The organism is Aestuariirhabdus haliotis, assembly GCF_023509475.1.
Lineage (GTDB): Bacteria > Pseudomonadota > Gammaproteobacteria > Pseudomonadales > Aestuariirhabdaceae > Aestuariirhabdus > Aestuariirhabdus haliotis.
Genome location: NZ_JAKSDZ010000027.1, coordinates 1 through 18,136, shown reverse-complemented (window position 1 = coordinate 18,136; position 18,136 = coordinate 1). Strand labels below are relative to the sequence as shown.

At 56.0% G+C, this 18,136-nt stretch carries 18 protein-coding genes; 9 read left to right on the top strand and 9 right to left on the bottom strand.

What is annotated here, in order from left to right; genetic code table 11:
* Positions 1-37: 37 nt before the first annotated feature.
* The 6 genes from mltB to lipA all read left to right on the top strand — a co-directional run bounded on the left by mltB (position 38) and on the right by lipA (position 5,333).
* Positions 38-1,021: a lytic murein transglycosylase B gene (gene mltB, locus MIB40_RS14030; RefSeq protein WP_249695418.1), complete on the top strand. Its 984-nt coding sequence runs from the start codon at positions 38-40 to the stop codon at positions 1,019-1,021.
* Positions 1,002-1,874 carry a septal ring lytic transglycosylase RlpA family protein gene (locus MIB40_RS14025; RefSeq protein ID WP_319941676.1) on the top strand — a complete coding sequence of 291 codons (873 nt, stop codon included), beginning with the start codon at positions 1,002-1,004 and terminating at the stop codon, positions 1,872-1,874. Before mltB ends, MIB40_RS14025 begins: the two co-directional genes overlap by 20 nt.
* 149 nt (positions 1,875-2,023) lie before the next feature.
* Entirely contained in the window at positions 2,024-3,208 is a 1,185-nt protein-coding gene (locus tag MIB40_RS14020; protein WP_249695416.1) for a D-alanyl-D-alanine carboxypeptidase family protein, read from the top strand.
* Positions 3,209-3,320: 112 nt separating this feature from the next.
* Positions 3,321-3,617, top strand: a complete 297-nt coding sequence (locus MIB40_RS14015; RefSeq protein ID WP_249695415.1) for an HP0495 family protein — start codon at positions 3,321-3,323, stop codon at positions 3,615-3,617.
* 23 nt (positions 3,618-3,640) lie between these two features.
* Positions 3,641-4,306 (top strand): lipoyl(octanoyl) transferase LipB, encoded by a 666-nt coding sequence (lipB, locus tag MIB40_RS14010; RefSeq protein ID WP_249695412.1) that lies wholly within the window; start codon positions 3,641-3,643, stop codon positions 4,304-4,306.
* Between the two features lie 43 nt (positions 4,307-4,349).
* Positions 4,350-5,333, top strand: a complete 984-nt coding sequence (gene lipA / locus MIB40_RS14005; RefSeq protein ID WP_249695410.1) for a lipoyl synthase — start codon at positions 4,350-4,352, stop codon at positions 5,331-5,333.
* 108 nt (positions 5,334-5,441) lie between these two features.
* On the opposite strand, the gene MIB40_RS14000 is transcribed toward lipA, so the two are convergent.
* The 4 genes from MIB40_RS14000 to leuS all read right to left on the bottom strand — a co-directional run bounded on the left by MIB40_RS14000 (position 5,442) and on the right by leuS (position 10,311).
* Positions 5,442-5,996 carry a hypothetical protein gene (locus MIB40_RS14000; protein ID WP_249695409.1) on the bottom strand — a complete coding sequence of 185 codons (555 nt, stop codon included), beginning with the start codon at positions 5,994-5,996 and terminating at the stop codon, positions 5,442-5,444.
* A gap of 251 nt (positions 5,997-6,247) precedes the next feature.
* The gene (gene holA, locus MIB40_RS13995) at positions 6,248-7,273 is read right to left on the bottom strand and encodes a DNA polymerase III subunit delta (RefSeq protein ID WP_249695408.1); all 1,026 of its coding nucleotides are present in this window, start codon (positions 7,271-7,273) and stop codon (positions 6,248-6,250) included.
* A complete protein-coding gene (locus tag MIB40_RS13990; RefSeq protein ID WP_249695407.1) occupies positions 7,270-7,845 on the bottom strand; it encodes an LPS-assembly lipoprotein LptE in 576 nt (191 codons plus the stop codon). Before MIB40_RS13990 ends, holA begins: the two co-directional genes overlap by 4 nt.
* Before the next feature lie 3 nt (positions 7,846-7,848).
* Positions 7,849-10,311 (bottom strand): leucine--tRNA ligase, encoded by a 2,463-nt coding sequence (gene leuS / locus MIB40_RS13985; RefSeq protein ID WP_249695406.1) that lies wholly within the window; start codon positions 10,309-10,311, stop codon positions 7,849-7,851.
* 255 nt (positions 10,312-10,566) lie between these two features.
* Here leuS and MIB40_RS13980 point away from each other — a divergent pair, with 255 nt between their 5' ends.
* Together MIB40_RS13980 and MIB40_RS13975 are read left to right on the top strand one after the other, a co-directional pair.
* Positions 10,567-11,088, top strand: a complete 522-nt coding sequence (locus MIB40_RS13980) for a hypothetical protein (protein ID WP_249695405.1) — start codon at positions 10,567-10,569, stop codon at positions 11,086-11,088.
* 84 nt (positions 11,089-11,172) lie between these two features.
* Positions 11,173-11,946 carry a YdcF family protein gene (locus tag MIB40_RS13975; RefSeq protein WP_249695404.1) on the top strand — a complete coding sequence of 258 codons (774 nt, stop codon included), beginning with the start codon at positions 11,173-11,175 and terminating at the stop codon, positions 11,944-11,946.
* On the opposite strand, the gene lnt is transcribed toward MIB40_RS13975, so the two are convergent.
* The 5 genes from lnt to miaB all read right to left on the bottom strand — a co-directional run bounded on the left by lnt (position 11,933) and on the right by miaB (position 17,253).
* On the bottom strand, positions 11,933-13,465 hold the full coding sequence (gene lnt, locus MIB40_RS13970) for an apolipoprotein N-acyltransferase (RefSeq protein WP_249695403.1): 1,533 nt from the start codon (positions 13,463-13,465) through the stop codon (positions 11,933-11,935). The two genes, MIB40_RS13975 and lnt, sit on opposite strands and share 14 nt — an antisense overlap.
* Positions 13,465-14,307: an HlyC/CorC family transporter gene (locus MIB40_RS13965; RefSeq protein ID WP_249695402.1), complete on the bottom strand. Its 843-nt coding sequence runs from the start codon at positions 14,305-14,307 to the stop codon at positions 13,465-13,467. Before MIB40_RS13965 ends, lnt begins: the two co-directional genes overlap by 1 nt.
* A 10-nt stretch (positions 14,308-14,317) precedes the next feature.
* Positions 14,318-14,779, bottom strand: a complete 462-nt coding sequence (ybeY, locus tag MIB40_RS13960) for an rRNA maturation RNase YbeY (RefSeq protein ID WP_249695401.1) — start codon at positions 14,777-14,779, stop codon at positions 14,318-14,320.
* The gene (locus MIB40_RS13955; protein ID WP_406566467.1) at positions 14,776-15,777 is read right to left on the bottom strand and encodes a PhoH family protein; all 1,002 of its coding nucleotides are present in this window, start codon (positions 15,775-15,777) and stop codon (positions 14,776-14,778) included. The genes ybeY and MIB40_RS13955 overlap by 4 nt, the downstream gene beginning before the upstream one ends.
* A gap of 132 nt (positions 15,778-15,909) precedes the next feature.
* Positions 15,910-17,253 carry a tRNA (N6-isopentenyl adenosine(37)-C2)-methylthiotransferase MiaB gene (miaB, locus tag MIB40_RS13950; RefSeq protein WP_249695399.1) on the bottom strand — a complete coding sequence of 448 codons (1,344 nt, stop codon included), beginning with the start codon at positions 17,251-17,253 and terminating at the stop codon, positions 15,910-15,912.
* A 245-nt stretch (positions 17,254-17,498) separates the two neighbouring features.
* Here miaB and MIB40_RS13945 point away from each other — a divergent pair, with 245 nt between their 5' ends.
* On the top strand, positions 17,499-17,825 hold the full coding sequence (locus tag MIB40_RS13945) for a DUF1820 family protein (RefSeq protein WP_249695390.1): 327 nt from the start codon (positions 17,499-17,501) through the stop codon (positions 17,823-17,825).
* Positions 17,826-18,136 lie beyond the last annotated feature (311 nt).

The following is an 18,136-nucleotide window of genomic DNA, read 5'->3' as shown; positions in this document are numbered from 1 at the left end:
GGATGTTTGTCACCAATCAATGGAGGATTGACCCATAATGAGATTTTGGCCTGTACTGGGGGTAGCATTGAGCCTCATGGCGAATGCTGTGCTTGCCGCTGACTATCAAGATTCAAAGGACGCAGAAAAACTTATCGAGGAGATGGTGCAAGAGCACCAGTATGATCCTGAGGTGCTGAAGCGTGTTTTTAATTCGGCTGCACGCCAGCAATCGATACTCGATGCTATTGCGCGACCTGCCGAGCGGACCAAAACCTGGCATGAGTATCGCCAGATTTTTGTGACACCTCGCCGGACCAAAGCTGGGCTGGCTTTCTGGCAAGAGCATGAAGAAAGCCTGGCGCGTGCGGAACAGGAATACGGCGTTCCGGCTGAAATCATTGTTGCCATTATTGGTGTCGAGACCTTTTACGGTAAACACCGAGGCAAATACCGGGTTGTGGATGCGCTTTCCACACTGGGTTTCGATTATGAACCGCGTAAGAAGTTTTTCCGCAAACAGCTGAAAGAGTTTTTGTTGCTCAGTCGTGAGCAGCAGTTTGATCCCCTGGATTTGACCGGTTCCTATGCGGGAGCCATGGGCTTTCCACAATTTATTCCCAGCAGCTTTCGAGCTTATGCGGTGGATTTTGACCAGGACGGGCAGATTGACATCTGGAACAACCCCGTCGATGCAATCGGTAGCGTGGCGAACTATTTCCGCCGCCACGGCTGGAAGCAGGGAGATCCTGTGGTGACCCGTGCCCGAGTCAGTGGCCAGCAATACGCCGACGGGGTAAGTGATAACCTGAAACCGGGGCAAGCCTTAAGCCAGTTGCAGTCGCTGGGCTGGGAACCCCTCGAGTTGCCGACTTCCGACGATAAGGTTCGAGGTATTAAACTGCAGGGAGAACATGGCAGCGAATTCTGGGTGGGCATGCATAACCTGTATGTTATCACCCGTTATAATCACAGCACCCTCTATGCGATGGCAGTGTTTCAGTTAAGCGAGGAATTAAAAGATGCTATGCCTCGGCAGTAATAATGGAGGGGCGCTCATCCGCGCCGTCGTTCTCCTGGCCAGTGCATTGATGTTAGTCGCCTGTGGTAGTAGCAGTACCCGACCGGGTACCGATGGTGCACCAAGGGGGCATTTCGATGCTTCCTCGGTCCCCGATGCGATTCCTCGCGCCCATAAAGGACCGGTCAAATCGACCCCTTACACCCTGTTCGGGATCAAGTATTATCCGCTCTCGACTGCAGTAGGCTATGACAAAGAGGGCACCGCTTCCTGGTACGGCACCAAATTTCATGGTCATAAAACGGCCAATGGTGAAACCTACAACATGTACGGCATGAGTGCGGCCCATAAGACCTTGCCGCTGCCGTCTTACGCTCGGGTAACCAACCTTGCCAATGGTAAAACCGTGGTGGTTCGAGTGAACGACCGCGGTCCTTTTCATGGTGATCGTCTGATTGATATGTCCTATGCGGCTGCACGCAAACTCGGTTTTTACGGTAAGGGAACCGCCCGGGTTCGAGTCGAAGGTATCGATCCGGACAACTACAACGCTCGTCAGATGCAACAAAGTACGCCTGTTCGTTCACCCGCTGCGAAAGTGACAGCCAAGCCAGTAGCGTCAAAGCCGGAGGCTAAACACCCGCGCATGTTTTTGCAGGTAGCTGCGTTGCAAAATCAGCAATCGGCGCAGAACCTCCAGCAGCGGCTCAGCAGTGTTACCCGGTTTCCGGTATCGGTGATAGAAGGCAGCGAGCGTCCGGCGCCATTGCACCGCGTTCGTATTGGCCCCTTTACCACCCTGCAAGAGGTTGAAGAAGTGAAACAACAGGTTGATAATGCCGCGCTCGGTGCTTCACATCTTGTGTACGAGTAGAGACAGCGGTTCCACGGCGGTTAAGTGATCGACTTCATCTCTTATGATTATTCTGTCGACAGGCAGGGAATTATCAGCGACGCCAAGGGTCACATTAGTGACCCACAACAACTATCCAACTAACTGGTAAAGGACGTTTCCTCCCTCTTATGCGATCTTTTGGCTCCCGACTCTTTCGTTTTGTTTCCCTGACCCTGCTTGTTTCAAGTTCCACTTTAATGGCCGCATCGCCCATTCCATCGGCGCCTAATCTGGCGGCCAGCAGTTATATTCTGATCGATGCTGACAGTGGGCATGTGTTGGTCGAATCCAATGCCAACCAACCTTTACCTCCCGCGAGTCTGACCAAATTAATGACTGCCTTTGTTGCCGAGAATGAATTGGCCGCAGGAAATATTAGTGCTGATGAAGAGGTGTTGGTTAGCGAAAAAGCCTGGAAAATGGGCGGTTCGACCATGTTTATTGAGGTCGGCGAACGAGTTCCTGTAGAGGAACTGCTAAAAGGTATCATCATTGTCAGTGGTAATGATGCCAGCGTGGCAATTGCCGAGCATATTGCTGGCAGTGAAGAGTCCTTCGCCGACGTTATGAACGCGACGGCGCTGGAGCTTGATATGACAAATACTAATTTTGTTAATTCCAGTGGCTGGCCCGCCGAAAACCATTATACGACAGCGGCTGATCTGGCCAAATTGGCCCGGGCCACCATTTATGAGCATCCCGATCGATATGGCATCTATGCCGAAAAATACTATCAATACGGGGTCGATAAAAAGACCGGCAAGCCTTTGCGCAAGCAGCCCAATCGCAACCGACTGTTGTGGAGCAATAGTGCAGTCGATGGCCTTAAAACCGGGCATACCGAAGAGGCTGGTTATTGTCTGGTAACCTCGGCGGCCAAAGATGGGCGACGCCTTATCTCCGTCATTATGGGAGCCAAAACTGAAAAGTCTCGTGCGGTGGAAACCCAGAAGCTATTGACCTATGGTTTTCGCTTTTTTGAAAATGCGCTGGTTAAACGAGGCGCGGAATCCTTGCAAACCCCACGCGTTTGGAAGGGAACTGCCGATCAGGTTGCGGTCGGCGTCAGTGAAGATATTGTTGTGACCATTCCCCGTGGCCAAAGTAAAAACCTGAGCGCTGTCATGGAGCTTAACCCTGACCTGGAAGCGCCGCTCAAGCAAGGGCAAGTACTGGGTGATGTCAAAGTCATGCTGGGTGATGAACTGATCGAAAGCGTTCCCGTGGTTGCCCTGGAGTCGGTGGAAGCCGGAGGTTTCTTCAAGCGCCTGTGGGATTCCATCCTGATGTTTGTGTACGGCTTGTTCAGCTGATCAGCACAGGCTGTGGGCGCTATGTCCTAAAGGCTGAACTCATAGCCGTACTGTATTATAATTAACCAATTGGGAGCCTCGGCTCCCGTTCATTTTTTTGATGGTATTCGTCGTGAGTGATTTAATTGTCAACCAGCAGCAGAACGGGCAGCAGGAAGCACCCAAGATAGAATTTCCCTGTGATTACCCGGTCAAGGTGATGGGGGATGCCGCTGAAGATTTTGTCGAATTTGTACTCGGTGTGGTCTTACGCCACGATCACAGTTTCAACGGTAAGCATGACCTGAAGACCAGCCGCAATGGCCGTTTTCACTCCGTAACGGTTGTGATTACCGCAACCGGCAAGCCTCAACTAAGCGCCCTGCATCAGGAATTGATGGACAGCGGGCGTGTGAAAATGGTGCTCTAGCCCTAGTCAACCAAGGCGGTGTAATGAATCCCGAGCAGAAAGATCTCTCCCTGCTGATTCGCGAGCTGGGGATGGTGGACTACGAGTCCACCTGGCAGTTAATGAAGGAGTATACGGATCGGCGTGACGCGAACAGTCGAGACGAGCTGTGGTTACTGCAACATCCCCCTGTGTTTACTCAGGGGCAGGCGGGTAAAGCGGAACACTTGCTGATGCCTGGAGATATCCCCGTCGTGCAGGTCGATCGCGGTGGTCAGGTGACCTATCATGGCCCCGGCCAGCTGGTGGCTTACCTGCTGATTGATATCAAGCGACGCGGCAAGGGCGTTCGCGATCTGGTAACCAGTATCGAGCAAGCCATCATCGAAACTCTGGCTCAGTGGGGCGTAGAGTCCCGCGCCAAACCAGACGCACCGGGGGTTTATGTCGGAGATGCCAAGATTGCATCGCTCGGTTTGAGGGTGCGCCGGGGTTGTTCCTACCACGGCCTGGCGTTGAATGTGGATATGGCGCTAGAGCCGTTTCAGCGTATCAATCCCTGCGGTTATGCCGGTTTGGCAATGACCCAGCTCAGCGAGTTGGCCGAGCATATACATATTGATGAAGTCAGCGACAGATTGAAACAGAACCTGACCCGGTTACTCGGGTATAATCGCTGCGAAATCACTTCCGATGGTCTACAGCTTTAAGACCATCGAGTTTGTCCACCCATAGCATCTGTGAGCACTTGCCATGAGCAGTAATAAGGATACGGCTAACAAGCCTCAACGCGCGGTTCAGGGCGTTAAACTTCGAGGTGCCGATAAGGTGGCCCGCATTCCGGTGAAGGTGATCCCGACCGCTGCGGAAGATATGCCTCGCAAGCCCGATTGGCTGCGGGTGAAGATGCCGGCCTCCCCGGAAATCAGCCGAATTAAAAATCTGCTGCGCAAGCACAAATTGCATACGGTCTGTGAAGAGGCGGCCTGTCCTAATCTGGGTGAGTGTTTCAGTGGCGGGACGGCAACCTTTATGATCATGGGTGATATCTGCACACGACGGTGCCCTTTCTGCGATGTCGCCCACGGTCGCCCCAATGCGCTCGATGCTGGTGAGCCCAAGCAGTTGGCGGAGGCGATTGCCGACATGAAGCTGCGTTATGTGGTGATCACCTCGGTAGATCGGGATGACCTGCGTGACGGCGGTGCCGGACACTTTGCCGATTGCATCAGGGAAGTGCGTGCGCTCAGTCCGGATATTGAAATAGAAATACTGGTGCCCGACTTCCGTGGTCGTATGGATATCGCGCTGGAGATTCTTAGTCAGACGCCGCCGGACATCTTTAACCACAACCTGGAATCGGTACCGAGCTTGTACCGAAAAATCCGCCCGGGGTCTGATTATCAGTGGTCACTGACCCTGCTCAAGGAGTACAAGCGGATGAACCCCGGGGTGACCACCAAGTCCGGTTTGATGCTGGGTCTGGGGGAAACCATTGAGGAAGTGATCGACGAAATGAAGGATATGCGAGAGCATGACATCGATATGATCACCCTGGGTCAATACTTGCAACCGAGCCGTAACCACTTACCAGTGGATCGTTTTGTGCATCCCGATGAATTTGCCGAGCTGGCGGAAATTGCCCAACAGCTGGGCTTCTCGAAAGTCGCCAGTGGTGCCCTGGTGCGCTCTTCCTATCACGCTGATCAGCAAGCCAAGGGCGACCTGCTTTGCTAGCCAGAGTTGAATAGAGCACAGCCCATGCCAAGCAAAAAGGCCGCCATCAGGCGGCCTTTTTGCTTCAGGGCAAACCATGCGCCCTGAAATGGGTGCTATCGCTAGCGGTTAAAAACCAGAGATGCGCAAAAAAGATTGATGGGGTTGGTACAGGCCTTTGTTGGCGTGCAGAACCGCTGGTGGAACCATATCGACCTGCTGGTTCAGAATATCGAGCGAGAGCAGCGCGGCTTTCAGGGTCTCCGGCCAGATGACCTCGACGCAAGGGCCCTGCATATCGACCAGCAAAGGTTGAACCCCCAGAATCTTGCGCAGTTGATCAAACTGAACAAAGCTTATGGTGTTTTTTCCTAACCGTTTGGCCAGCAACCACTCCAGGTGTACTTGGTTTGTCGCCTTGTCGATAGCGGCGACTTTGTAGCGACGGTAACGGGCATCCTGGGGTTTGCAGGCCAATGCCTCGGCGATGACCGGAATCTCATAGCCGTAGCCTGCCATCAGGCCCTGATCGATCTGGAACTGTCCGGCCGCATCGTAGCGACCAATCACCGCGCTTTTCGATAGCTGCTCGCAATACTCCTCACGCCCCAGATAGCCATAGTCTGGTTGTGACAGAGTAGCGGGTTCCAAATAGGGATAGTCGTGATAGCTGGGAGCAGCCATGGTGTGTCTCCTGAGACAGGTAAATCTGTAGTGTTATTATTATTTACGCTGCCAAATCAGGGCATTAGCGCTTCTACGCATCCTGTATGAATTACCCGAATGGCGAAGCTCTGGCTCGGTGGTAAACCGTAATGGGCTAGTCGCAAACCGAAATAGGGCGAGGCCCCTACTGTCAGGCTGTCAGGGCTACAGAAAATGCTGGAGGAATCTGGGCTGCAGGGTGAGTGAGCCTGCGAGGAAAACCGGGAACGCTAATAGGCGGCGGCGGGGGTTCTAAGGCCTGCGATTCTTAGGCTCAGGGCGGAAAGTTCATCCCATAGGTTGGCCTGCTCCAGGCCTTTAATGCAGCGATCAATACGCGCCGCATGGCTGAGCAGATTGCGCAGGTCTCGCTCGGACAGGCGCTGAAGTGCCCGCCTTACGAAAGGTTTTCGTTTGTCCCAAACCCGCTGGCCCTTGAGCAGTTGTTCCATCGGCTGGCCCTGATGCAGTAGTCGAGCCATGGTGGCCAGGCTGCGCAGTTCCCGGGTCAGGGCCCAGATGATGACGGTTGGTTCGCTGCCCTCTCCGCGCAAGCCTGCCAGCATTCGGGCGCTGTGTACGGCATCGCCCCCCAGACAACTATCGACCAGAGAGAAAATGTCATAGCGGGCACTATCCGAGACAGCGTTATTGACGGTTTCCTCATCAATATGCTGCTCGGTAGCCAATAACTTCAGCTTTTCGATCTCCTGCTGGGCGGCCAGCAGGTTACCCTCGACCCGGTCCGCAAGCATCTGCACGGCGCCGGGAGTACTACTCATTCCGGCGGCGGCAAGTCGTTGTTGTATCCAGCCTGGCAGGGCCGAGCCATCGACCGGCCAGAGCTGAATCCATACGCCGGTTTTTTCGAGGGATTTGAACCACTTGCTGCGCTGCGCCGAGGCATCGAGTTTGGGCAGTACGACCAGCAAGCTGTTGTCGCTGGAGGCCTGTTCGGCATAGGCGACCAGGGCCTTGCTGCCTTTGTCGCCGGGTTTGCCGTTGGGGATTCGCAGCTCAATCAGCTTGCGGTCAGAAAACAGTGACAGGCTGTTGGCGCTCTCGTACAGCTCGCTCCAGTCAAAGCCAGCTTCGGCATGCATCAGTTCCCGTTCGCTAATGCCCTGATCCCGGGCGGCATGGCGAATGGCGTCGCAGCATTCCTGCTGCAGTAAAGGCTCGTCGCCACTCACCAGGTAGAGTGGAGCCAGGCCTTTTTTAAGATGGCTGGCGAGCTGTTCGGCGCGCAATTTCATTGATTGGCTGCAGCGGCTCGCTCTTTTTCCATCTCGCGCTTGCGCGCCTCTTCATGGGCCATGGCAAGCTGCTCGGAAGTGACGGCTTGCAAGCGGCGCATCAATTGTTGGGCGAGGTCATCTTCCAATGCTTTGGTCAGTACCCCACGCTCGGAGATAGACGCGGTTGTATTGTTCTGATCGGCCCGATAAGTGCGCTGGGCTACCAGCGAATAGGGGCCGATCAGGCGTGTACCATTGACGTTTTGCAGCTGGAAATCCAGCCGGCTGGTAACTTCGTACTGAGCGCCTTGTCCAGTACCGGTAAAGGTTACCGGACGCTGATCACTGCTCGATTTCAGAATGGCGACCGTATTGTCGGCGCTATCGCTGATCACAACATTGTTGTAGCTCAGGTTTTGTCGCAGGCTACGGGATAAATTGCTACCGCTCTGCACGCCGCTCAGGTTGATCGTTTGCAATGCCGGAGTGAGATCAATATCGCCACGCAGTTGAAAACCACAACCGCCGGCAAGCATCACCACCAGCGCCATCAAGGGTAGCAGTAGAGGATTTTTGTGAGTTAATGTCATGAATTACCCTACGACAATGTTGATCAGTTTATTGGGAACCACAATGACTTTACGCACTGTCTTATCGGCGGTAAAGCGTTGTACGTTTTCATCGGCCAGGGCCATCGCCTCGATGCCAGCCTTATCCAGGTCCGCATCCACTTCCAGTCGGGCGCGCAGCTTACCGTTGACCTGTACCACATATTCCAGCCGGGAACGGGTCAGGGCAGCCGGGTCGGCTTTAGGCCAGGGCGCGTTGATAACGGCCTGGTCGTGACCGAGCTGCTGCCAGAGTTTGTGACTGATATGTGGTACGACCGGTGCCAGCAACAGGGCAGCGGCTTCCAGCGCTTCACGCACGACCGCATGATCCTGGGCATTATCGGCGTTCAGGCGACCGATTTCGTTGCTCAGTTCCATAACCGCAGCGATAGCGGTGTTGAATGTCTGGCGACGGGCGTAATCGTCGGTCACCTTGGTGATGGTTTCGTGGGTCTTACGACGCAGGTCGCGTTGGGCGTCGTTTAGCTGCTCGACGTTCAGTGCTTCGATATCCCCCGCCTGCAGGTGATCCTGGGTCAATTTCCATAAACGCTTGAGGAATTTGAAGCCGCCTTCAACGCCGCTGTCAGACCACTCCAGAGACTGGGTCGGTGGCGAGGCAAACATGGTGAACAGGCGCACGGTATCGGCACCATAACGTTTGATCAATTCCTGTGGGTCGACGGTATTGCCCTTGGACTTGGACATCTTGCTACCATCTTTCAATACCATGCCCTGACAGAGCAGGCGCTTGAAGGGCTCGTTACTGTCTACCAGGCCGGTATCGCGCAGCAGTTTGTGGAAGAATCGGGCGTACAGCAGGTGCAGGATCGCGTGCTCAATGCCGCCGATGTACTGGTCGACGGGCAGCCAGTAGTTGGCCGCCTGGGGCGACAGCATGGCTTCGTCGTTGCGCGGGCTGGTGAAACGAGCAAAATACCAGGAGGATTCCATAAAGGTATCGAAGGTATCGGTTTCCCGAGTGGCGGGTTGTCCGTTGTGCTCGCACGCGGCCCAGTCAGGATCGCTCTTGATCGGCGACTGAACGCCATCCATCTCGACATCTTCGGGCAATACCACGGGCAGCTCTTCCAGCGGTACCGGAATCTCCTCGCCATTCTGGTATTTCATGGGGATCGGTGAGCCCCAGTAACGCTGGCGTGATACGCCCCAGTCCCGCAAACGATAGTTGACGGTGACTCGGCCCCTGCCCAGCTCTTTAAGCTTGGTAGAAATGGCTGAAAATGCATCCGAGAATTCGAGGCCATCAAACTCGCCGGAGTTGACCAACGCGCCTTTTTCGACAAAGGCCGCCTGGCCAAGGTCGCAGGTCAGGTCGTCGCTGGTTGGGGCGATCACCTGTTCGATGGGCAGCCCGTATTTGGTAGCGAATTCCCAGTCACGCTGGTCGTGGCCCGGCACGGCCATCACCGCGCCGCTGCCATAATCCATCAGGACAAAATTGGCCACCCAGATCGGAATTTCGCGACCACTCAGGGGATGAATAGCCTTCAGACCGGTATCCACGCCACGCTTTTCCATGGTCGCCATATCGGCTTCGGCCACCGAGCTTTGCTTGCATTCGTCGATAAACGCGGCCAGCTCCGGATTGTTCTCGGCGGCGGCCAGAGCAATCGGATGTTCTGCGGCCAAGCCTACGTAGGTGACCCCCATCAGGGTGTCGGGGCGGGTGGTGTAGATGGTGAAGTTATCGGCGACCCGCTCGATGCTCTGGGACAGCTCGAAGGTCATCTCGACCCCTTCGGAGCGACCGATCCAGTTACGCTGCATCGCCTTGACCTGGTCGGGCCAGTCTTCCAGCTCATCGAGGTCGTTCAGCAACTCTTCGGCGTAAGCAGTGATACGCACGAACCACTGGGGGATCTCCTTGCGCTCAACCGGGGTATCGCAGCGCCAGCAGCATCCCTCGATTACCTGCTCATTAGCGAGCACGGTCTGGTCATTGGGGCACCAGTTAACAGCCGAGGTTTTCTTGTACACCAGCCCTTTTTCGTACAGCTGGGTGAAGAACCACTGTTCCCACTTGTAATATTCGGGGCGGCAGGTGGCGATTTCCCGGCTCCAGTCGTAGCCAAAGCCCAGCTGCTTGAGCTGGCCTTTCATATAATCGATGTTTTCGTAGGTCCAGGGCGCTGGCGCGGTATTGTTCTTGATCGCCGCGTTTTCGGCCGGCAACCCGAATGCGTCCCAACCCATGGGTTGCAGAACATTCTTACCCTGCATGCGCTGGAAACGGGAAATTACATCGCCAATGGTGTAATTACGCACATGGCCCATGTGCAGGCGCCCGCTGGGGTAGGGGAACATGGAGAGGCAGTAGTACTTCTCCTTGTTACTATCCTCAATAACCTCAAAGGCCTTGGTCGATTCCCAGTGTTGTTGGGCTTCGGCTTCAATTTCATGGGGCAGGTACTGTTGTTCCATGGTTCTCGCGCTTGGAAGTGATAAAAAAAGGTGGTCAGGGTAATAAGAAAATCTAAACAGCGAAGGATACAGCAGCGTGGTTTTGACGGGTAGTCTTTATCCATGGTCTACCCTTATTTTAAGGTCATGGTAAAGCCTCAGCGCAGTAAGGCGGCTGTTGTTCCTGATCGGGCTCATTCCCGATTCCTGAAGTGCTCCTGTTTAAACACGTTTTAGCGTTCTGTGCCTGAGGGTGATTGGCCCGGAGGTAAATGTATGGCGAAAGTCCCAAAACACAAACGGGGGAGCCACGGGGGAGATATCTGCACACGCTTATTGCAGCGATTGCAGCAGGTGATTAACGACTTTGATCACCCGGACTGGACCGCATTGTCGGCTGACTGTTCGCATGACAAAGGCTTGCAAGAGCTGACGCTGGATACCACAGAGCTGAAAAGTGTCGAGCTGCGGGATATCAGTGGGGAAGAACTCTGCCTGTTAACCGCCTGTATCAGCCGTGATGCCGATTGGTTGCACCAGTGTTTGCAGGGGGGCAGGCTGACCCTGGCTGATCTGGTGATTGCCATGGAACAGCAGCAAACGTTGGGTACGACCCTGGCACCGGTGTCTGTGTTGCATCACTTGCGGGCGGGTAGCATGGCGGCGGCGGGAAGTTATCGCTGCGTTCGTTGCCGACGCCCCCAGATGTTGGCGGTGGCTGATCGCTTGTCGATATGTGGTGACTGTAGCGGGCGCTTTTTCTATTATGTCAGTGAAGCGGTCCCCCCGGCTCCCTGATCCATCGATAGACAGTCTTGCCGGGTGTGAACGAGGTGGCGGTTCGCCAAGGAAACAACAGATTACAAGGATGAAAATACTCGCTTGCTAAGCTGGATGCTGCTAAAGAGCCTGATCCTTCCCCCCGGTATTCAACTCGTGACGGCGCTTGTGGGCGGGCTGTCGCTGCGCCGTTGGCCCTGGTTCGGTTATTCGCTATTGCTGATCTCCCTGCTCAGCCTGTATCTCTTGAGTACCCCCTTTATTGCCACCGGTCTGGCCCGGACGCTGGAAAGCCAGGCGACTGTGGTGTCGACCGAAGCCCTTCAACAGGCGCAATTGATTGTTGTACCGGGTGCCGGACGCCGCCCACCCGCGGCTGAGTATGATGGCCAGGAACGCCCTTCCGGATTAGCCTCAGAGCGACTGTTTTATGCGGCCTATCTTGCTAACCAGACCTCCCTGGATTTGATGGTGACGGGGGGCCGGGTTATCAGTGGTGAGCGGGAGAGTGAAGCGGCCCTGATGGCGCGCCAGCTTCGTCAGGAGTTAGGCGTGCCCGTCAGCTGGCAGGAAGGAAACAGTCGGACAACCCGGGAAAATGCTATCCATTCCCGTCATCTGCTACCCAGATCGATCAATCGAATTGTGCTGGTGACCCATGCCCTGCATATGCCCCGTGCACAGTATGTATTCGAGAAAGCCGGCTTCGAGGTGGTTGCGGCGCCGCTGGGCTACCATCCCCTGAACACTGAGCTGCCCGTGGCGGCGTTATGGCTGCCGAGTGTGCGCTCACTTCTATTAAGTCGGGACGCTCTGCACGAGTGGTTGGGAATGCTCTGGTATCGTTTGCAGGACCGCCTGACTAGCGACGTTTAAGCACCACAACCAGGCCAAGCAATACGCTGATCAGGACGATCAGTGGCCAGGAGCCGGTACGGCCGTAGGGAGTGATGCCTTGCATCGCCTGAACGCTACCTCGCAGGACACCGGTTTCAAACTGGGGTAGCTGGTCCATCAGTCTGCCCATGGGATCGACCAGGGTGGTGATGCCATCGTTGGTCGCGCGTATCAGGTAGCGGCCATTTTCCAGCGCCCGCATACGGGCCATCTGCAGGTGCTGATGGGGACCAATCGAGGCGCCAAACCAGGTGTCATTGCTGATGGTGAGCAGAATGTCAGAGCGGGCTCCCATGCTCGCCACCAGATCCGGATAGACCACTTCGTAGCAGATTAATGGCGCCAGCTGGTAAGGTCCGGCTTGCAGCAAAGGTTGGTCGGCCGGTCCACGGGCAAAGTTAGACATGGGCAGGTCGAAGAACGCGATCAGGCCCCTTAACAGCGATTGCAGTGGCACGTATTCACCAAAGGGAACCAGCTTCTGTTTCAGGTAATCGCCCTCGCCTTCACCCAGGCTGGTGATGCCGTTGTGGAAGGTCGCTTCCCCGGATATTGCCTTGCGGTAGATGGGGATGCCGCTGATCAGGCTGGTATGGGTGGTTTTGGCCTGGGCATCGAGCTGTTGCAAATAGGGTTGCATGCGGTGCTGGAAAGCGGGAATGGCGTTCTCCGGCCAGAGAATAATATCGGCGTCCCAGTGGGGGGCTGTCAGCTGTTCCAGATGTTGCAGGGTTTCTTGCAAAAAGCCCTCGCGCCATTTCATCAGCTGAGGGATTGCCGGTTGCACCAGCGCTACCGTCAGCGCCGGGGATGCAGGCTGGGTCCATTGATGACCCGCTAGCGGGATACTGAGAAGTAAAGCTCCGAGCCAGCCAGCGCTGCCCAATACCAGCGCGCGCCGCGGGCGCCGCGAGATTATCCATTGGGCGATCAGGGCGCCGCCCGCCACCAAAAGCAAGCTCAGGCCAAACACGCCGCTGACCGGCGCCCAGGCACTGAGCGGCGTATCGATCAGGGCATAGCCCCATAGCAGCCAGGGGAAGCCGGTGAGCAGCCAGGTACGGCTCCACTCAAAGAGCACCCACAGGCCAATAAAGGCGATCAGCGATAGCGCGATGCTGCCGGGGAAGTGCCGTCGTAGCTGGCTGTAACTCCAGGCAAAGGGTGCAATAAACAGTATCGACATGCAGGCGCAGAACAGCAGAGTCAAGAAGGCTGCCAGTGGCATGGAGGCGGCACCAAACTGGTGGATGCTGACGTAGACCCAGGAGGTGCCGGCACCAAACAGGCCAAGGCCATAGGCGAAGCCTCGCCATAGGGCCTCGCGAGGTGCGAGTGGGTAGAGCAACAGGTACAGCAGGGCACTGGAGATCAGCGGCAGGGGCCAGAGGTCAAAAGGACTAAAGCCACCAACCGCCAACCCACCGGCTGCCAGCGCCAGTAGCTGTGCACCCCAGCCCTGTCGCCATAAAGAACCTTGCCACAGGGAGCTTGGCATCAGTCGGCGGATACCCGTAGCAACCGAATGCGTCGGTTATCGGCATTGAGCACGCGAAAATTCATGCCCTGCAGGGACAGTTGCTCGTTGCGTTTGGGCAGATGGCCGAAGCCCTGCATGACAATGCCGCCAATGGTGTCAAACTCGCGATCGCTGAACTCGCTACCAAAGGCGTCGTTAAAGTCGTCGATCGGGGTGAGGGCCTTGACGATATAGTCGTTGTCGCCCACTTGCTTGATAAAGCTCTCTTCGTCGACGTCGTGCTCATCCTCGATATCGCCGACGATCTGCTCGAGTACGTCTTCGATGGTGACCAGCCCGGCGACGCCGCCATACTCGTCGATAACCACCGCCATATGGTTGCGGGTGGCACGAAACTCCTTCAGCAGAACATTGAGACGCTTGCTCTCGGGCACGAAGGTTACCTGCCGCAGCAGGTTCTTGATCTCAAAGGGGCCTTCGACCTTATTAAGAATCAGAGGCAACAGGTCCTTGGCCAACAGGATGCCGATCACCTCGTCCATGGAATCACCGATCACCGGGAAGCGCGAGTGCGCCGAGGCGATGATGCTGGCAAGGAACTCTTTGGGTTGCTGGCTGGACTTGACGCAGACCATCTGGGAGCGGGGGATCATAATTTCGCGCACTTGCATGTCTGCAACCTGCATGGCGCCTTCGATGATGCTGAGGGCTTCAGCATCGACAATGTCATTGGTTTCCGCTTCGCGCAGCTGCTCCAGCAACTCGCCGCGGTTTCTGGGGTCGCCGGAGAAGGCCATTGCTAGCCGCTCCAGCCACGTTCGGTGAACGGGCCCGTTACTGCTCGATCGATCTTCGCTCATCAGTTTCTCGTTACTCTTCGTCGGTGGGCTGGTAGGGGTCGTTATACCCCAGCCCGGTTAGTAGCTGGGTTTCCAGCGATTCCATTACCAGGGCATCGTTGTCGTCGATATGGTCATAGCCGAGCAGGTGCAGTGTGCCATGGATTACCATGTGTGCCCAGTGGGCTTCCAGGGGCTTTTGCTGCTGTTGTGCTTCACGCTCAACCACGGGCACGCAGATGACCAGGTCTCCAAGCAGAGGTAGCTCAAGCTCAGCCGGGAAATCGGTTGGGAAGGAGAGCACATTGGTTGGGCCACTCTTGTCGCGATACTGCTGGTTAAGCGCCGCGCTTTCCGTCTCGTCGACCAGCCGTACGCTGAGTTCGGCCTGCTCACGTCGGCCGGTCAACGCACACTCCGCCCAGCGTTGGAACGACTCAGGCGCTGGGGCCTGGCCTTCGCAGGCGAGTTGGAGGTCGAGGTCGAGGGTCATGAGCGGCGGCCTGCATCCAGATCATCGCTCTGTTCGTCGTAGGCTTCGACGATACGTTGTACCAGCGGGTGGCGAACCACATCCTTGGAGGTGAAATGGGTAAAGCCGATGCCTTTGACATCTTTTAATATCCGCGTCGCCTGCACCAGTCCGGAACGAGTACCCCGGGGCAGGTCGATCTGGGTGATGTCGCCGGTGATGACAGCCGAAGATCCGAAACCGATGCGCGTCAGGAACATCTTCATCTGCTCGGTCGTGGTGTTCTGACTCTCATCGAGAATAATAAAGGCGTTGTTCAGAGTGCGTCCGCGCATGTAGGCCAGAGGGGCCAGCTCAATCACATTCTTCTCGATCAGCTTTTCCACTCGCTCGAAGCCCAGCATCTCGTACAGGGCGTCGTACAGCGGGCGCAGGTAGGGGTCGATCTTCTGGCTCAGGTCTCCGGGCAAGAAGCCGAGTTTTTCCCCGGCCTCTACCGCCGGGCGCACCAGCAGTATGCGACGCACCTGCTCCTGCTCCAGCGCTTGCACAGCGCAAGCGACGGCCAGATAGGTTTTACCGGTACCCGCAGGACCAATGCCAAAATTGATATCGTGACCCTGGATGCTGCGCACATAACCCTGCTGGTTGGCGCCGCGGGGTTTGATCAATCCGCGTTTGGTCTGAATGGTGATGGGTTGCAAGGCCGGATCGTCGCTGCCAATCATGTCGGAACCGGTCTCCTGCAGAAACAGGTGCACCAGATTGGGCGTCAGCTCGGTACCGTTGCCGGTTTCCCGGTACAGCTGCTTGAGCAGCTGTTCGGTTACGCGAAGGATACCGGGGTCGCCTATCAGTTCGAAGTGATTGCCACGATTGCGGATGCGCACGTTCAGGCGTTGCTCAATTTGCTTCAGGTGCTCGTTGAACTGCCCGCAAAGGTTGGCGAAGCGCTGCGTGTCGTGGGGAGTAAGGCTGAATTGGTGTTGGTTAGGTTGTGCGTTCAATGTGTTGTTCAGGCCGTAGGTAACGGCAACCTTTGGTGCTTTCAAGAATATACCGGTGAAGGCAGAAAGCAAGGTTGCCGGGGCGGGATGCCCTGATGTTAGTGAGCGTTCGCTTAATGTGTAGGTGCCGTCGTTTGAAGAGTGTTAATGAGGAGGTGTGCTCTCATCAAGGGTGGCGCGCAGGCAGTTGGGCAAGGCCTCTTCAATCTTCACCTTGACGAACTTGCCGATCAGACGAGGGTCGGTGGCGCTGAAGATCACCACCCGGTTATTCTCGGTACGTGCTTGCAGCTGGCCCGGATCACGTTTTGAGTACCCGGTCACCAACACCTCTTCGGTATTGCCCACCATGCGGCGACTGATCGCCATGGTTTGCTGGATAATACGGGTTTGCAGCAGGCTGAGGCGCTGTTTCTTGACCTCCTCCGGCGTGTCGTCGCTCAGGTCGGCGGCCGGTGTGCCCGGGCGGGCGCTGTAAACAAAGCTGAACGAGTGATCGAAACCGATGTCGGCGATCAGCTTCATGGTCTGCTCGAAGTCTTTCTCGGTTTCTCCGGGGAAGCCGATAATAAAGTCGGAGGAGATGCTGATGTCCGGGCGCAATTTGCGCAGGGCACGAATGCGGGACTTATACTCCAGCGCCGTATGGCCCCGCTTCATGGCTGCCAGCACGCGGTCGGAGCCGCTTTGCACTGGCAGGTGCAGATGGTTGACCAGCTCCGGCACTTCGCCGTACACCGCCACCAGGCTGTCGGAAAACTCGATCGGGTGCGAGGTGGTAAAGCGAATGCGGCCAATGCCCTCGATGGCTGCGATCAATGTGATCAGTTCCGCCAGGTCCGCAACGGAGCCGTCTTCGCGCTCGCCGCGGTAAGCATTAACATTTTGTCCCAGCAGGTTGATCTCTCGTACTCCCTGCTCAGCCAGATGGACACATTCGGCAATTACATCGTCGAAGGGGCGACTGACCTCCTCGCCTCGAGTGTAAGGCACCACGCAAAAAGTGCAGTACTTGCTGCAACCTTCCATCACCGAAACGAAGGCGCTGGGGCCTTCGACGCTGGGTTCGGGCAGGCGGTCGAACTTTTCAATTTCCGGGAAGGAAACATCAACCACCGCTTTGCCGGTGTCGCGCATGGCGTCGATCATGTCGGGTACGCGGTGCAGGGTCTGGGGGCCAAAGACCAGATCCACATGGGGCGCGCGCGAGCGAATGGCATCGCCTTCCTGGGAGGCGACGCAACCCCCAACGCCAATCATCAGCTCCGGGTTCTTGTCTTTTAGTGCTTTCCAGCGCCCCAGCTGATGGAACACCTTCTCCTGGGCCTTTTCTCGAATCGAACAGGTATTAAGCAACAGGACATCGGCCTCATCGGCGTTGTCGGTCAGTTCCAGTTCGTGGCTTTCGCCGAGCAGATCAGCCATACGCGCCGAGTCGTACTCGTTCATTTGGCAGCCATGGGTTTTGATAAACAGCTTCTTGGCCATAGGAGGTATTGGTTCTGGTATCCGAAGTAGAAAAAGGGGGTATTGAGGATCGCGCATTATATAGACAGTACCGGCTAAATCCTAGGAATCTCAGCGGGCATTGGTCGGGGTATGGCCAATAGTAATAAAAGCTGAATGCTTGATGAGCAAAAATGTTGGCAAGCGACAGTTCGCAGGGCCTTGAGCCCTGTGGTACCCTTACGCCCCCTCCGAATAGCCCCACCTTTTTTCAGGGTAAACAGGTCATGGCCAAGCAAATTTTTAAAGTAATTTTTCTGAACGACGGGCAGGTGTTTGAGCTCTATGCCAAACAGGTCTACCAAAGCGATCTCTATGGGTTTATCGAGGTCGAGGAGTTTATGTTCGGTGAACGCAGCCAGCTGGTGGTCGATCCCGGTGAGGAGAAGCTCAAAAGTGAGTTTGCCGGGGTTAAACGCAGCTATATACCCATGACAGCCATTGTGCGCATTGACGAAGTCGAAAAAGAGGGGACCATAAAGGTGCATGACGCCAAAGGCAGCAAGGTATCCCAGCTTCCTCTGCCTCCTTTTAAACCCGAAGGAGATTTGTAGTTACCTACAGCCCAATGGCGAATATCCTACAAGCTTCGGGCCAGATCTCTGCTGTGGCGATAGCTGGGATCAAGGCATACTGAGCTTGCCCAGGACGGCAATTACACACGGAAGTGTACCAGGTAACTCATTTGCAGGAGCATTGACCGGAAGGAACCGGAATTACCTGACCCAGAACAACCCGAGCGAAAGCCGGGTTGTTTTTTTTTGCCTACAGGGAAGTAGGCAGATCGCGAGAGCCAGGGAGGGCGGAAGCGATCCCCGGGGGAAGTAGGCAGATCGCGAGAGCCAGGGAGGGCGGAAGCGATCCC

What these genes read in the sequence shown, in the direction of transcription:
- lnt (WP_249695403.1), bottom strand. Translation starts at nt 13,465, where the DNA reads ATGCCAAGCTCCCTGTGGCAAGGTTCTTTATGGCGACAGGGCTGGGGT.
- MIB40_RS13980 (WP_249695405.1), top strand. Translation starts at nt 10,567, where the DNA reads ATGGCGAAAGTCCCAAAACACAAACGGGGGAGCCACGGGGGAGATATC.
- MIB40_RS14025 (WP_319941676.1), top strand. Translation starts at nt 1,002, where the DNA reads ATGCTATGCCTCGGCAGTAATAATGGAGGGGCGCTCATCCGCGCCGTC.
- MIB40_RS13965 (WP_249695402.1), bottom strand. Translation starts at nt 14,307, where the DNA reads ATGAGCGAAGATCGATCGAGCAGTAACGGGCCCGTTCACCGAACGTGG.
- MIB40_RS14020 (WP_249695416.1), top strand. Translation starts at nt 2,024, where the DNA reads ATGCGATCTTTTGGCTCCCGACTCTTTCGTTTTGTTTCCCTGACCCTG.
- holA (WP_249695408.1), bottom strand. Translation starts at nt 7,273, where the DNA reads ATGAAATTGCGCGCCGAACAGCTCGCCAGCCATCTTAAAAAAGGCCTG.
- lipB (WP_249695412.1), top strand. Translation starts at nt 3,641, where the DNA reads ATGAATCCCGAGCAGAAAGATCTCTCCCTGCTGATTCGCGAGCTGGGG.
- MIB40_RS14000 (WP_249695409.1), bottom strand. Translation starts at nt 5,996, where the DNA reads ATGGCTGCTCCCAGCTATCACGACTATCCCTATTTGGAACCCGCTACT.
- MIB40_RS13990 (WP_249695407.1), bottom strand. Translation starts at nt 7,845, where the DNA reads ATGACATTAACTCACAAAAATCCTCTACTGCTACCCTTGATGGCGCTG.
- MIB40_RS13945 (WP_249695390.1), top strand. Translation starts at nt 17,499, where the DNA reads ATGGCCAAGCAAATTTTTAAAGTAATTTTTCTGAACGACGGGCAGGTG.
- miaB (WP_249695399.1), bottom strand. Translation starts at nt 17,253, where the DNA reads ATGGCCAAGAAGCTGTTTATCAAAACCCATGGCTGCCAAATGAACGAG.
- leuS (WP_249695406.1), bottom strand. Translation starts at nt 10,311, where the DNA reads ATGGAACAACAGTACCTGCCCCATGAAATTGAAGCCGAAGCCCAACAA.
- mltB (WP_249695418.1), top strand. Translation starts at nt 38, where the DNA reads ATGAGATTTTGGCCTGTACTGGGGGTAGCATTGAGCCTCATGGCGAAT.
- lipA (WP_249695410.1), top strand. Translation starts at nt 4,350, where the DNA reads ATGAGCAGTAATAAGGATACGGCTAACAAGCCTCAACGCGCGGTTCAG.
- ybeY (WP_249695401.1), bottom strand. Translation starts at nt 14,779, where the DNA reads ATGACCCTCGACCTCGACCTCCAACTCGCCTGCGAAGGCCAGGCCCCA.